11 protein-coding genes, 1 tRNA gene and 2 pseudogenes are annotated in these 14228 nt (G+C 73.2%); 8 read left to right on the forward strand and 6 right to left on the reverse strand.

The features are described from left to right. Nucleotides 1-144: 144 nt before the first annotated feature. Nucleotides 145-714, forward strand: coding sequence for a MepB family protein (locus AMK16_RS02630; RefSeq protein ID WP_073907985.1), 570 nt, complete (start codon nt 145-147; stop codon nt 712-714). A 171-nt stretch (nt 715-885) separates the two neighbouring features. Here the strand turns inward: AMK16_RS02630 and AMK16_RS02635 are convergent, their stop codons facing one another. Then, a complete protein-coding gene (locus AMK16_RS02635) occupies nt 886-2355 on the reverse strand; it encodes a L,D-transpeptidase (protein WP_242438530.1) in 1470 nt (489 codons plus the stop codon). Between the two features lie 206 nt (nt 2356-2561). Here AMK16_RS02635 and AMK16_RS02640 point away from each other — a divergent pair, with 206 nt between their 5' ends. From AMK16_RS02640 to AMK16_RS02650, 3 genes are all read left to right on the forward strand, one after another. Beyond that, nucleotides 2562-3680 carry a sulfite oxidase gene (locus tag AMK16_RS02640; RefSeq protein ID WP_073907991.1) on the forward strand — a complete coding sequence of 373 codons (1119 nt, stop codon included), beginning with the start codon at nt 2562-2564 and terminating at the stop codon, nt 3678-3680. A 90-nt stretch (nt 3681-3770) separates the two neighbouring features. Then, a tRNA-Met gene (locus AMK16_RS02645) sits at nt 3771-3844 on the forward strand. A 133-nt stretch (nt 3845-3977) separates the two neighbouring features. Further along, nucleotides 3978-4388, forward strand: a complete 411-nt coding sequence (locus AMK16_RS02650) for a VOC family protein (protein WP_073907994.1) — start codon at nt 3978-3980, stop codon at nt 4386-4388. Here AMK16_RS02650 and AMK16_RS02655 read toward each other — a convergent pair. Continuing rightward, complete coding sequence (locus AMK16_RS02655) at nt 4385-5362, reverse strand: ArsR/SmtB family transcription factor (protein WP_079191278.1); 978 nt, start codon at nt 5360-5362, stop codon at nt 4385-4387. The genes AMK16_RS02650 and AMK16_RS02655 overlap by 4 nt on opposite strands. Before the next feature lie 170 nt (nt 5363-5532). Between AMK16_RS02655 and AMK16_RS02660 the strand changes: the two genes are divergently transcribed. The 3 genes and pseudogenes from AMK16_RS02660 to AMK16_RS38470 all read left to right on the forward strand — a co-directional run. Then, complete coding sequence (locus AMK16_RS02660) at nt 5533-6474, forward strand: aldo/keto reductase (protein WP_242438532.1); 942 nt, start codon at nt 5533-5535, stop codon at nt 6472-6474. A 95-nt stretch (nt 6475-6569) separates the two neighbouring features. After that, nucleotides 6570-6876 (forward strand): annotated as a pseudogene (locus tag AMK16_RS38280) (sigma factor); the annotation flags it as partial. Nucleotides 6877-6915: 39 nt separating this feature from the next. Further along, nucleotides 6916-7011 (forward strand): annotated as a pseudogene (locus AMK16_RS38470) (hypothetical protein); the annotation flags it as partial. Nucleotides 7012-7147: 136 nt separating this feature from the next. On the opposite strand, the gene AMK16_RS36945 reads toward AMK16_RS38470, so the two are convergent. The 3 genes from AMK16_RS36945 to AMK16_RS02685 form a co-directional block, all read right to left on the reverse strand. Then, the gene (locus tag AMK16_RS36945) at nt 7148-7528 is read right to left on the reverse strand and encodes a PRC-barrel domain-containing protein (protein ID WP_073908003.1); all 381 of its coding nucleotides are present in this window, start codon (nt 7526-7528) and stop codon (nt 7148-7150) included. A gap of 132 nt (nt 7529-7660) precedes the next feature. Then, a complete protein-coding gene (locus tag AMK16_RS02680) occupies nt 7661-8638 on the reverse strand; it encodes a hydroxyacid dehydrogenase (RefSeq protein WP_073910289.1) in 978 nt (325 codons plus the stop codon). Nucleotides 8639-9044: 406 nt separating this feature from the next. Next, entirely contained in the window at nt 9045-10004 is a 960-nt protein-coding gene (locus AMK16_RS02685; protein WP_073908006.1) for a LysR family transcriptional regulator, read from the reverse strand. A gap of 180 nt (nt 10005-10184) precedes the next feature. Here AMK16_RS02685 and AMK16_RS02690 point away from each other — a divergent pair, with 180 nt between their 5' ends. Beyond that, nucleotides 10185-13670, forward strand: a complete 3486-nt coding sequence (locus AMK16_RS02690) for a M28 family peptidase (RefSeq protein WP_073908009.1) — start codon at nt 10185-10187, stop codon at nt 13668-13670. Between the two features lie 242 nt (nt 13671-13912). On the opposite strand, the gene AMK16_RS02695 is transcribed toward AMK16_RS02690, so the two are convergent. Beyond that, on the reverse strand, nt 13913-14200 hold the full coding sequence (locus AMK16_RS02695) for a hypothetical protein (protein ID WP_073908012.1): 288 nt from the start codon (nt 14198-14200) through the stop codon (nt 13913-13915). Nucleotides 14201-14228 lie beyond the last annotated feature (28 nt).

Consider the following 14228-nt stretch of genomic DNA (forward strand, 5'->3'; position numbering starts at 1 on the left):
CGGGCCGGTCCCCGCGCTGTGATTCGCCGAGAGCGCAGAGACCCGGCGCACGCGGTGACGCCCATGCACCCGTGCACCCGCGGACCCGTGGACCCGTGGACCCCTGCACCCGCGGACCCGTGGACCCGTGACAGGGTGGGCCGCATGACGACGAAGCGTGCGTACCCGTCCGGCCTGCGCCCCGCGAGCTCGGCGCCGTGGCCCGACACCGCGCGGGTCCACGCCGACCTGCTCGCCGCGAAGGCGCTCGTCTACGACCCCTGCCGGTTCGCCTGCTCACTGCCGGTCGCCGAAGCCGAGAGCGCCGAGTACGCCGCCCACGCGTTCACCCTGGACGGCCTCGCCGTCCGGTTCCGCGCCGCCAGGACGACCCCCACCAAAGCCGGCCAGTTCGTCACCGTCTGGAAGAGGTCCCCCGGCGGCCCCATCCAGCCCTACGACGCCGCGGACCCCGTCGACCTCTTCGTCATCGGCAGTCGGGACGAGCACGGCACCGGCCAGTTCGTGTTCCCCGTGGACACGCTGCGCCGGCGCGGGGTCGTGTCGGTGGACGGTTCCGGCGGGAAGCGGGCCTTCCGCGTCTACCCGCCCTGGGTGTCCACCACCAGCCGGCAGGCCGACAGCGCGCAGGCATGGCAGCTGGACCACTTCCTGAACCTGGAGGGGGACGGTCCCGTCGACCTGGCCCGCGCCCGGCAGCTCTACCACCCGTAGGGCCACCCACGCGCCCCACGCACCGGCGTCGCGCGGCCGTCCGGCGGGTCCGCCGGCCGCGAACGCCGTGGTGATCACCGTAGGCGGTCTCGCCCGCTCCGCGCGCACCGCCGGGTAGACGGATAGACGGGTAGACGGACCGTCGGGACGGCGGCCGGGCGGGGAACGGCCTCAGGTGCTCGGGTGCAGCCGGGACGGGAACGGCGGTGGCGCCTGCCCGTCGGCGTCGGTGTCGGCGGCCGCCGCCGCGGTGGCGAGGGCGCTGCCCGCGAGCCAGGTCCGCCAGTCCACGTTCCAGTCGCCGAACCCGTTGTCGAAGGGGGTCATCTTCTCGCCGCCGCTGTTGACCACCTCGACGACGTCCCCTTCGCGGACGGTGTCGAAGAACCAGGCGGCGTCCTGCGTGCTCATGCCCGTGCAGCCGTGGCTGACGTTCTCCTCGCCCTGCGACTCCACCGACCAGGGCGCGGCGTGGATGTACTCACCGCTCCACGTCACCCGTGTCGCCCACTGGACCGGCAGGTCGTAGAACTCGCTGGTGCCGCGCTTGATGCCGACGGTGTCCCCGCGCATCCGCACCGCGGGCTCCTTGCGCAGCACCACCTTGATGCCCGCGCGCGTGCGGAACCCCGCCTTGCCGGTGGTGACCGGGATGGTCCTGATGACCCGTCCGTTGCGGCGTACGGTCATCTCGTGGGCGGCGGAGTCGGTGACCGCCTCGATCCGGTCGCCGACGGTGAAGTCGACCCCCTCGGAGGGGCCGCCGAAGCCGTGGTCCCCGACCTCGACCCCGTCGAGCCCGCTGCGGACGCGGACGACGGTGTGCGCGGGCCAGTACGTACGGGGGCGGTAGTGCAGGGTCGAGTCGTTCACCCAGTGCCAGGCGCCCTCCACCCGGGGTTCCGAGGTGACCTGGAGGGCCCGTTCCACGCGGGCGCGGGCCACCGGATCGTCGGCGGGCACCGGCCGGCTGAGGTCGGCCGTGACGATCTGGCCCGCGCCGTACGTCCCGGGGCGGGGCCCGAACTCCGCCGTCAGCCGGCCCCCGTCGGCGGGCGGCGCGGTCCTGAAGGCCATGGTCACGCCGACGGGCGTCCCCGCCGCGTCCTGGGCGCCGACCTGCACGGCATACGTCTCCCCCGCCCGCAGCGGTTCGGTGTTCTGCCAGTGGCGGCCCTCCGGAGCGAGCCGGCCCGCGAGATGCCGGCCGTGGCCGTCGCTGACGGTCACGTCCGTCAGCCGTCCCGGTTCGGCGAGGCCGATCTCCAGCGGGGCGTCGGCGTCCGTCGGCAGGGCGTCGGCGCGCGCCGCGCGCGGGGCGTCGACGAGGACCGGCGTCCGCAGGACGGAGCCGCTGCCCCGGGAGGTGGCGACGACCCGCTGTTCCCGCCAGCCGCCGCAGAGGCCGGGCCGGAAGGTGTGGACCGCGCACCGTCCGGTGCCCCTCTCGCCGCCCTCCTCGACGGCCCTGCCGACCAGCAGGGTGAGCGCGGCCTCCCGCGCCCGGCCGCCGGCCGTGGGCTCGGAGGCGTCCGCGTCGTGTGCCCGGCCCGGCGCCGCGGCAACCACCAGCATGGCCCCCGTCACGGCAGCCACCACGCCCCACGCCTTGGTCTGCTGCCTTCGTTGCGTCGGTGACATGACCACACAGCCCTCCAGATCTCACACGGCCGGATGACGGCATCAAAACGATCGGGAGCCAAAATGATGATCATGAACTCGGTTCTGCGGCCGAACGGGCACCCCAAATGCACCCGTACGGAGCACCTCCCCCGGCTGGAGCACCTCCCCCGGCGACGGCGGGTTCCGCGTGGTAGGGGACCGGTGGGAGCGGGACCATGGGGAGCATGGAAGCCTTCCCGGGCGATGTGAGCCCGCCGGGCCGCACGGCGGCCACCGGTGAGGGGATCGGCATCGAGGAGCTGGCGCTGGCAGCCCGCAACCACGGGCTGCCCCTGGAGACGCTGCGCTACGAGGTCACCCCGCCCGGCCTGCACTACGTCCTGGTCCACTACGACATCCCGGCCGCGGACGCCGGAGGCTGGCGGCTCTGCGTCGGCGGCCGGGTCCGCACGCCGCTGGAGCTGTCCCCGCGGGACCTCGCCGGGTTTCCCGCCGTCACCCATCGGGTCACCATGGAGTGCGCGGGCAACGGCCGGGCCCGGCTCTCACCCCGGCCGGTCAGCCAGCCCTGGCTGGTGGAGGCCGTGGGCACGGCGGACTGGACGGGCGTGCCGCTGCGGACCGTGCTCGCCGAGGCCGGAGTGGAGCCCGGCGCCGTGGAGGCCGTCTTCACGGGCGCCGACCACGGGGTCGAGCGCGGGGTCGAGCAGGACTACCGGCGCAGCCTGCCGCTGGCGGTCGCCACCGGGGACGACCCCGAGGTGCTGATCGCCTACGCGATGAACGGCCGGCCGCTGCCTCCGCAGCACGGGTACCCGCTGCGCCTGGTCGTTCCCGGCTGGTACGGCATGGCGCATGTGAAGTGGCTCTGCGGAATCACTCTGGTCGATGCTCCCTTCACCGGCTTCCAGCAGGTCGTGGCGTACCGCTACCGGCTGGTCTCCGACGGCCCGGACGACCCCGGCGAACCGGTCACCCGGATGGCGCCGCGCGCCCTGATGGTCCCGCCGGGCTTCCCGGACTTCATGTCGCGCGTCCGCATCGTGCGCCCCGGTCCCGTGCCGCTGGAGGGGCGCGCCTGGTCCGGTCACGGCCCGGTCGTACGAGTGGAGGTGAGCGCCGACGAAGGCGCTTCCTGGACCGTGGCCGAGCCGGCGCCGCCGGGAGCGCACCGGTGGGCGTGGCAGGGCTGGCGCTGCACCTGGACGGCCACTCCCGGCCGGCACGACCTCCTGGTCCGGGCCACGGACGCCGGGGGCCGCACCCAGCCCCTGGAACAGCACTGGAACCGCGGCGGCTTCGGCAACAACCTGGTCCAGCGGGTTCCCGTCCTGTGCTGCTGAACCGGGCGCGCCGCGGGCGTCGGCGGAGCAACGGGGGGCAGGGGGGTGGTCGGCGGCGCTCCCGCAGTGCCGTAGGGTGAGGTCTACCGACGCGGGGTGGAGCAGCTCGGTAGCTCGCTGGGCTCATAACCCAGAGGTCGCAGGTTCAAATCCTGTCCCCGCTACTGAAGACAAGGGCCCGGATCCTCATGGATCCGGGCCCTTGTGCGTGCGCAGCCCGGGGTGGCACCCCCGTGCGGGACGCGGTGCGGCGGGAGCAAGATGAAAGAGGGGCCGCCCGCGGCTACAGGAGTGATCATGTTCCAGGACAGCAAGGCGTTCAGCGGCTTCTCGGTGGACGACGTCAAGAAGGCCAAGGAATTCTACGGCGGCCCGCTCGGCCTGCGGGTGTCGGAAGAGAACGGCATGCTCTTCCTCCACCTCGAAGGCGGCGCCGGTGTGCTGCTGTATCCGAAGGCCGACCACCGGCCCGCGGACTTCACCGTGCTGAACTTCCCGGTGGCGGATGTGGAGAAGTGCGTCGACGACCTCTCGGGCCTCGGGGTGGCCTTCGAGCGGTACCCCGGATTCGACCATGACGCGAAGGGCATCGTGCACGGGGAGGGCGGCATGCCGACGATCGCCTGGTTCAAGGACCCGGCCGGCAACGTGCTGTCCGTACTCGACCAGCCCGCCTCGGCCGGGGCGGACGGAACCGCCGCCGCTTAGCGCGCGGACCCCGCCGCCCCCGCCCGGCCCGCGGCCGGGAGCGCCGCCGGGCGGCCCGCGGCGGCGAGGAGGGCGTCGGCGACCGAGGTGCGGGCGTAGAGCACCGACCGCCCGGCCCGGTGCGCACTGACCAGCCCCGCGGCGCGCAGCGCGGTGAGGTGCTGGGACACCCCGGCCGCGGACAGGCCGGTACGGTGCGCCAGTTCGGTGGTGGAGGCCGGGGTCTCCAATTCCGTCAGCAGCCGGGTCCGGGAGCGGCCCAGGACGGCGGCCACCGCATCCGTGCGGGCGAGCGGCCGCGGCTCCCACAGCGCGCCGACCCCGCGCGCCGGGTAGGCGAGCTGCGGCGGCTCCGGCGGGCCCACCCGGGTCAGCACCCCCGGTCCGGTGAAGGCCGAGGGGATGAGCAGCAGCCCGGCCCCCGCGGTCGGGCGGGACAGGACGCGCCGCCCGCGCGTCAGCCGCAGTTCGTTGTCGTCCCAGCTGACGGAGGGGTGCAGGTCGTTGAAGAGGCGGGCCGTGCCGTGCTCGGCGACCTGCCGGGCCCGGTGGAAGACGTCGGCGTCGAGGGCCGTGCGGATCCGCGCCCAGTAGGGGGCGAGCGCGACCTCCCAGTAGGTCTCGACCTCCTCGACGACGCGCGGCAGGCGGGCCGCGGGGTCGGCGTACAGGGCTCGCGCGCGGGGGCCGCGGCCTCCCCGCTCGCGGGCCAGGCGGTCGAGGTCGCGGCGGACCCGGTCGGCGGGGGCGGCCAGGATCCCCGCCAGCTCGCACTGGAGGGTGGGGGCCGGTCCGGTCGGCGCGGGATTGACGAAGTCGGCGACGTAGCCCGCGGGCGGCACCAGTTCGGCGAGCCAGCCCCGGTCCAGCCCGGCGGCCGCAACCCGCGGGCGCACCTGCTCGGCCCAGGTCCGGTGCACGGGGTGGGCGGCGCCGGAGCTCAGCAGCCGGAAGCTGGTCCCGACCTCCCACATCGGGGAGACGGCGAAGCGCGTCTGCGCGAGGTCGCTCGCGGAAAACGCCAGCTCCTCCAGGACGGCCCCCTCGTCAGGATTCGGTCAGAGCTTAATCAATGGTGGCGACAGTACCCCGTGGAGATCATTTCCCCATGACCTCACAGACTCCCATGACTTCACAGACCCCCATGAGCTCAGAAACCCCCAGGACCCCCGCCGCCGGAGCGGCCGGTACGTGGACGCTCGGCGACCGGGAGGTCAACCGGCTCGGCTTCGGCGCGATGCGGCTGCCGCAGGACGGCGCGGCGTTCGACCCCGACGCCACCCCGGGCGACCGCGACCGGGCCGTCGGCGTGCTGCGCCGGGCCGTCGAGCTCGGCGTCAACCACATCGACACGGCCGCCTTCTACTTCTCCCGGCTGCGCTCTGCCAACGAGCTGATCAACCGGGCCCTCGCCCCCTACGCCGACGACCTCGTCATCACCACCAAGGTCGGCCCCGGCCGGGACCTGTCGGGCCGCTGGCTCCCGCACGCCGGTCCGGAGCAACTGCGAGGCCAGGTCGAGGAGAACCTGCGCCAGCTCGGCCGGGACCACCTGGACGTGGTAAACCTGCGCGTCGTGGGCACCGGTTCGATCGCCGAGCGCTTCGGCGCCCTGGCCCGGCTGCGCGAGGCGGGGCTCATCCGCCACCTGGGCATCTCCAATGTCACCGCGGCCCACCTCGACGAGGCCCGGGCCATCGCACCGGTGGTGTGCGTGCAGAACCCTTACGGTCTGGGTATACGGCCCGAACAGGACGAACTCCTGCGCACCTGCGGGGAGCTGGGCATCGCGTTCGTCCCCTTCTACTCGATCGCCGGCCCCGGCGGTGAGACGGGCGTGGTCGCCCCCGATCCGCAGGAGGTGCGCGCCGTGGCGCGGGCGCACGGGGTGAGCCCGGTCCAGGTGCGGATCGCCTGGACCCTGCACCGGGGCCCGCACGTGCTGTCCATCCCCGGCACCGGCAACCCCGACCACCTGGCCGCCAACGTGGCGGCGGCCGCACTGCGCCTCTCGCCGGCCGAGCTGTCCCTGCTGGATCGCCTGCACGCCCCGCACACCCCCGCGCAGGCCCGGTCGCCGAAGTAACGCCGCGCCCAGGGCGTGTCCGTCCGCACCCGCTGTGACGGCACTCACAACAATCCTCCCCATCCGGTGTCGACCGGATGCGCTCCGGCGGGCGTATGCCCGGTGAGAGGGACACACGGATCCGGGAGCGATGCTTGACCGTCGAGGAGTTCGAACAGTTCTGCGCGCAGGCGGCGGGACGGCTGACAGGCCAGTTGTACGTGATGCTCGGCGACCACCACGAGGCACAGGACGTGGTCCAGGAGGTCTTTCGTCAAGGGGTGGAGCCGACGCCGGCAGCTGGACCGGGACGGCCGGCCCGAGGCGTGGATCCGCACCGTCGCGTGGCCGCTAGCGGTGAGCCGGTGGCGCGGTCACCCCCGTACCGCCGACGCCTGGCAGCGCAGCGGCCCGGAGGCGGGCCGGCGCACGGTGCTGTTCTTCCTGCTCTCCCCGTGCGCCGTGTTCCTCGCCGCCGGCTACACCGAGTCGCTGTTCCTGGCCCTGGCCCTGCCCGCGTGGCTCGCGGCGCAGCGCGGGAGCTGGCCGGCGGCCGCGGCCCTGGCCTGTGCGGCCTGCTCGGTCCGGGTGACCGGGCTCGGACGCGCCGACCGCCACCGCTACCGCCAAGGGGGAGCCCGGCACACCGTGCCGGGCTCCCCCGTCCATCTCTGCGGCCGTGGCGGCCCGGGCCTCAGGCCCGGTGGCTGCCGTACTCGCCGCCGAGCGGGCCTCCGATGTCGTAGTACGTGCCGACCTCCGCACGATAGCCCGCGTCCTGGAGGTGCTCCTCCCGGTGGAACTCGGGGGCGGCCTTGATCTGGTCCTTGGTCCGGTCCACGTGGATGGTCCCGGCCGTCAGATCGATCCGCGTCACCGTGCCCGCCGGGAGGAGGACCTCCTTCCCGAAGATCCACACCCCGGTGTCGACGACCAGGTAGGCGTCACCGGCCTCGCCGTTGTGCTTGTCGACCTTGCCGATGGTGCCGTCCGTGGCCTCCACCGTGAAGCCGGTGAGGTCGGTGCCCGCCAGATAGCCGGCGGCCGACTGGTAACTCCACACGTGCTCGGTCACGCGAAACAACTCCTCCGGTGAGCGGGCGGCGGGCCCTTCCCGCCGCACCGGGGCGCCTGCCCGGTAACCGAAGCGGTAACCGCGCCCCGCCGCCGTCGCGGGAGGGCGTTGCCGTGGATCCGGCGCGGCTCCTCAGGCGGACCGGGACAGCTCTTGCGGACCGACGCCGTGGGCGAAGGGGTGCCCGTGGGCGTACCGCTCCACCTCGTCGACCGCCCAGTGCGCCATGCGGGTCAGCTCATTGCCGAGGGAACCCGCGATGTGCGGGGTGAGCAGCACGTTGGGCAGCGTGTAGAGGGCCGAACCGGCGGGCGGCTCGTCGGGGTCGGTGACGTCGATGACGGCGTGGATGCGCCCGGTCCGCAGTTCGGCCACGAGGGCGCCGGTGTCGACGAGTGAGCCGCGCGCGGTGTTGATGAGCGTGGCTCCGTCGGCGAGCCGCGCGAGCAGGGCGGCGTCGAACATGCGCCGCGTCCCGGGCAGTTCGGGGGCGTGGATGGACACCACGTCACCGTGCGCGACGACTTCGGCCAGCGGGAGCGGCCGTACCCCCAGGGCGGCGGCCTCGTCCGGGCCCACGTACGGGTCGTAGAGCAGGACGTCGAGGTCGAAGGGGCGCAGCAGTTCGATGACCCGGCGTCCGACCCGGGAGGCGCCGACGATGCCGACGGTGCGGCGGTAGTTGCCGTGTCCGGCGAAGTGGGGCAGGAGTTCGTACGCCGCCTGTTCGCGGCGGTAGCGCCGGGCGCTCTCCAGGACCCGTTTGTTCGCGAACAGGATCGCGGCGAGGGTGAACTCGGCCACGGGCAGGGCGTTGGCGGCGGCCGCCGAGGAGACGGCGATCCCGCGTTCCCAGACGGCCGGGGTGACGTGCTGCTTGACGGAGCCGGCGGCGTGGACGACCGCCTTCAGCGCGGGCAGCCGGCCCAGTGCGTCCTCGTCGAGGAGCGGGGAGCCCCAGTGGGTGAAGAGGACTTCGGTGCGGGCGAGCAGCTCCGGGTCCGCGGACCGGTAGTCGGTGACGAGCAGGCCGGTGTCGGCGTCCGCGACACGGGGCAGGCGCTCCAGCGCGGAAGCGGCGAGGAGGGTGCGGTGGATGCGGGCCCCCATGGCCAGAAGGGTGCGCGGGCGCCGTTCCCCGGGGGTGGGCGTGGTCACGGTCACTTCACCGCGCCCGCTCGCCGGCGCCGCCCACGCGGACGGGCGGCTGCGGCTGCGGCTGCGGCTGCGTGGAACGAACGTGCAGTGCGCGGCATGGCACGGCTCCGGCGGACCTCGTACGGAGGGAGTGGGCGGACGGGCACCATCGTTCGTCCAGAACCGATCACGGTCAAGAGCGAACGCACAGCACAATCGGACCGGTCACCACAGCAGCGTCATGGGCGGGTCACTTTCACGGCGGGATCTCTCCGGGGACAGGATCGGGGTGCCCAACGAGCCGCTCCCCCTTCCGGTCGCGCAGGTGATCACCCGCTCACCTTGATGGAGGCCCGCGCGGGGCTTTCGACGGGTGCGGTCAGTCCAGTACGGGGTGCACCTCGGGGTGGGCGTCCCACCAGTCCTTGTGGAAGGCGTTGTTCTCCACATTGGCCAGGTAGGCGAGGGCGGCGGCGCGGTAGAGCAGCTCCGCCTGCCCGGCCGAGACCGCCGCGCGGTTCCAGGCCAGGCGGATCCGGCCGCTGACCGGAGCCCCGGCCAGCGGGCGCATGACCGTGCCCTGCGCCGTGGGGGCCGTGGGCTGGCTCAGCGAGATCGCGCGGCCGGCGGCGATCAGGTCGTAGTGCATCTTGCGGTCGGTGATCCGGTAGCGCAGCGACGGGCTGAACCCGGCCTTCGCGCAGGCGGAGACCAGGGCCTCGGGCCCTCCGTCGTCGTCCTCGACCAGCGTCATCCACGACTCGCCGGCGAGGTCGGCCAGCTCGATGCGGTCCAGGCCGGCCAGGGGGTGCTGCGCCGAGAGCCGGATGCAGAAGGGCTCCCTGGGGATCAGGGTCCTCGCCAGCGCCCCCGCGGGGAGCGGCACTTCGTGGTCGTTGACCTCGCCGTACACGATGGCGTCGTACCGTCCGGCGCCGAGCATCCGGGCCAGTGCGGTCACCGAGTCCTCAAGGTCCACGGTGATCTCCTGCCCGGACATGGACAGGTCGGTCTGCGCCAGCAGCCCGTCGAGCAGGACGAGCAGGATGCAGCCCAGCCGCAGCGGGGTGCCGGTGGTGATGGCCCGCGCCTCCGCCCCGAGGGCGTCCATCTCGCTGAGCACGCGCCGCGCCTTGGCGAGTACGAACTGCCCCAGCGCTGTGGGCTCGACGCCGCTGCGGCCCCGGACGAACAGCTCGCCGCCGGTGACCCGCTCGATCCGCCTCAGCTGCGCCGAGAGCGCGGGCTGGGAGACTCCGAGCCGCCGCGCCGCCGCCCCCAGGCTGCCCGCCTCCGCGATCCGGCAGACGGCTTGCAGGTGCCTCAACTCCAGCTGCATCCGGGCAGCGTACGCAGCGCACCTCCACCGCACCATAACGCCGGTCTTATGCCTGCCGGGATGTCCCGTTCTCGTCATGTACACGCTCATACTCGGCCCCGAACGCGCACTTATTCCCCGCTTACCTCCCCCCCACGACGATCGGAGTGGACGTTGCAGCCCACCAGATGGACGGCGGCCGTGGCAGCGATGGCGCTGACCGCGAGCCTCGCCGGCGCGCTGGCCGGGACGGCATCGGCAGCGCAGCAGGCGCAGCCGACGCCGTCCCGGAAGGACACCCCCGCCGCACGCGCGGTCGCGGCCGCCGACCAGGCCGTCACCAGCGGTCTCGACTCCCTGGTCAACTCCTCGCAGGAGCAGTACGAAAGGCGCCTGGTCACCCCCTGGGTGAAGGACCTCTACTCCGTGGCCTACGAGCGCAGCTACCGCGGCCTGCCGGTCGTCGGCGGCGACGCGGTCGTGCTCGCGGACGGCGAGGGCAAGGTCCGCGCCCTGCAGTCCGCCTCCTCCGTACGGATCGACGTGGCGACCCGGCCGTCGGTCGGCGCGAAGGACGCCGAAGTCGCCTCCCGGGCGAAGCTGGCGTCGGTCGACAAGGTCGAGAGCAGCCGACTCGTCGTGCGCCTCAAGGACGACAGGCCGGTCCTTGCCTGGGAGACGGTCCTCTCCGGCCGCACCAGGACGGCCCCCAGCAGGCTGCACGTCTTCGTGGACGCCCACACCGGAACCTTCGTGGACGGCTACGACGACGTGGTCGCCGGCAGCGGCAACAGCAAGTGGAACGGACCCGGCCCGGTCACCATCGACACCACCGGCTCGGGTTCCACGTACACGCTGCGCGACCCGAACCGGACCGGTCTGAGCTGCGCGGACTACAGCAGCGGCACGGTCTTCACGAAGTCCTCCGACTCCTGGGGCACGGGCAACCCCACGAGCAAGGAGACCGGCTGCGTCGACCTGATGTTCGCGGCGCAGAAGCAGTGGGACATGCTCGGCCAGTGGCTGGGCCGCAACGGCGTGAGCGGCAACGGCCGCAGCTTCCCGGGCAAGGTCGGGCTGGGCGACCTCAACGCCTACTGGGACGGCAGCTCGGTCACCATCGGGCACAACAGCGCCAACGAGTGGATCGCCGGTGTGGACGTGGTCGCCCACGAGTACGGGCACGCCATCGACAGCAACACGCCCGGCGGCACCAGCGGCCAGGAGTCCGGGCTGGGAGAGGCCACCGGAGACATCTTCGGCGCGCTGACCGAGGCGTACGCCAACGAACCCTCCCCGTACGACACTCCGGACTACACGGTCGGCGAGGTCATCAACCTCCAGGGGCGCGGCCCGATCCGCAACATGTACAACCCGCCGGCCGTCAACAACGACCCGGCGTGCTACAGCTCCGCGATACCCGGAACCGAGGTGCACGCGGCCGCGGGCCCGCTCAACCACTGGTTCTACCTGCTCGCCGAGGGCACCAGCCCCGGCGGCGGCAAGCCCTCCAGCAGCACCTGCAACCAGTCCGCGCTGACCGGCGTGGGCATCCAGAACGCCGGCAAGATCTTCTACGGCGGCATGCTGCTCAAGACCAGCAGCATGTCGTACAAGAAGTACCGGACGGCGACGCTCAGCTCGGCCAAGTCGCTCGACACCACCTGCGACCTGTTCACCAAGACCAAGGCCGCCTGGGACGCCATCAGCGTCCCGGCCCAGGCCGGTGACCCGACGTGCACTCCGAGCGGCCAGAACGGCGACTTCTCACTGGCCCTGAACCCCTCGTCGGGCACCCTCCGGCAGGGCGCCTCGGTCACCACCACGGTGGCCACCAGCACCACCACCGGGAGCGCCCAGCAGGTGACCCTGACCGCCACCGGGCTGCCCGCCGGGGTCAGCGCCTCCTTCACCCCCGCCACGGTGCAGTCCGGCCAGTCCTCGGTCCTGACCCTGACCGCCACCGCCAACGCGGCGCCCGGCGCCTCCACCGTCGTCGTCAAGGGCCAGGGCGCGGCCCTCGCCCACACCGTCGACTACGCGCTCAACGTGGGCGGTACCCAGCCCGGCAACGACCCGCCGGACATCAGCGTCGCCGGCATCCAGGCGCACCTGACGGAGCTGAACACCATCGCCTCCCGGAACGGCGGCAACCGCCGCGCGGGCAGCGCCGGCTACAGCCAGTCACTCGCGTACGTGAAGGGGAAGCTGACGGCCGCCGGGTACACCGTCGCCGAGCAGAGCTGCACCTCCTGCACCTACCCGTCCAACAACCTGATCGCCGACTGGCCGGGCGGCCCCGCCGACCAGACCGTCATGTTCGGCGCGCACCTCGACAGCGTCGCGGCCGGCCCCGGCATCAACGACAACGGATCGGGCTCCGCGACCCTGCTGGAGAACGCCCTGGTCCTCGCGCAGAAGAACCCCACCATGACCAAGCACGTCCGCTTCGCCTGGTGGACGGACGAGGAGCAGGGCCTCAACGGCTCCGAATTCTACGTCGCCCAGCTCAGCGGCGCGCAGCGTTCGGCCATCAAGGGCTACTACAACTTCGACATGGTCGGCTCGACCAACGGCGGCTACTTCATCAACAACGTCGACTCCGCCACCGCCGCACCGCTCAAGGCGTACTGGACCTCCCTCAACCTCGCACCCGAGGAGAACACGGAGGGCCAGGGCCGCAGCGACGACTACTCCTTCCAGCAGGCCGGGATCCCCACCTCCGGCTACGCCGCCGGGGCCAGTGCCCGCAAGACCCCGGCCCAGGCAGCCAAGTGGGGCGGCGCCGCCAACGCCGCCTACGACGCCTGCTACCACAGCTCCTGCGACACCACGAACAACATCAGCGCGACGGTCCTGGACCGCAGTGCCGACGGTGTCGCGTACGCCGTCTGGAAGCAGGCCGTCGGCGGGGAGACGCCCGCACAGGACTTCTCCCTCTCCACCAGCCCCGCCGCGGGCACGGCGGCCCCCGGCGGTTCCACCACCGCCACGGTGAACACCCAGACCGTGAGCGGCGCCGCCCAGACGGTGGCCCTGTCCGTCTCCGGCGCCCCCGCCGGGGTGAGCGCCGTGCTCAGCCCCGCTTCCGTCCAGTCCGGCAGCTCCTCGACGCTGTCGGTCCAGGTCGGCGCGAGCACGGTGCCCGGCACCTACACCCTGACGGTCACCGGTTCCGGCACCGTCAGCCACGGCACCACCTACACGCTGACCGTCACCGGTGGCGGCGGCACCTGCACCCCGCGCCAGCTCGTCGCCAACGGCGGCTTCGAGAACGGCACCAGCCCGTGGACGGCGACGACGGGCGTCATCACCAACCAGTCCGGCGAGGTCGCCCGCACCGGCAGCTACATGGCGTGGCTGAACGGCTGGGGATCGTCCCACACCGACAGCGCCTCACAGCAGCTGACCGTCCCGGCCGGCTGCTCCGCCTACCAGCTCTCCTTCTACCTGCACATCGACACCGACGAGACGGACAGCGTGGTCTACGACCGGTTCACCGTCTCGGTGGGCGGCCAGACGCTGGCGACGCTGTCGAACCTCGACGCCAACTCCGGCTACACGCAGAAGACGTACGACCTGTCCCGGTTCGCCGGTCAGAGCGTCACCCTGAAGTTCGAGGGCACGGAGGACCAGTCCCTCCAGACCTCCTACGTCGTGGACGACGTCACGGTCCAGGTGAGCTGAGGAACACCCCGGTCTCCGGGGTGCGGCCCGGTCCCCGCGCGGCGGGGGCCGGGCCGCACCCCTGCCCCGCGGCCCCTCCCCTCCCGGCCACACCCCTGCCCCGCGGCCCCTCCCCTCCCGGCCACACCCCTGCCCCGCGGCCCCTCCCCTCCCGGCCGCACCCCTCCCGGCCGCACCCCTCCCGCGCCGCCCGTCCCGGCCGCGCCCCTACCGCGCCGCGCCGTCCGTCGTCCGTCGTCCGCTCACCGCCGCCCGGCCGCTCCCCCGCGGTCCTCCGGGGCCACCAGGGCCGTCAGTCCGGGGTCCAGCTCGGCGCCGTCCACGAGCAGGGCCTCGACCGTACGGGTGGCCGGGTCGATGTCGGCCTCCATGCCCTGGCCCGCGTAACGGGGGTAGCCGGAGGCGCCCAGGCCGCCGGTCGCCTCGACCACGGCCGATCGCAGGGGGCGGTCCCCCTGGGGAGCGCCGCTCCTGTTCTTGACGTGCTCGGGTACCAACAGGATCTCGAAGCGCTGCGGGTCGGTGGTCATGGCCCGACGCTAGACACCGTCCTGACGG

This window comes from Streptomyces sp. CB00455 (assembly GCF_001905445.1).
Lineage (GTDB): Bacteria > Actinomycetota > Actinomycetes > Streptomycetales > Streptomycetaceae > Streptomyces.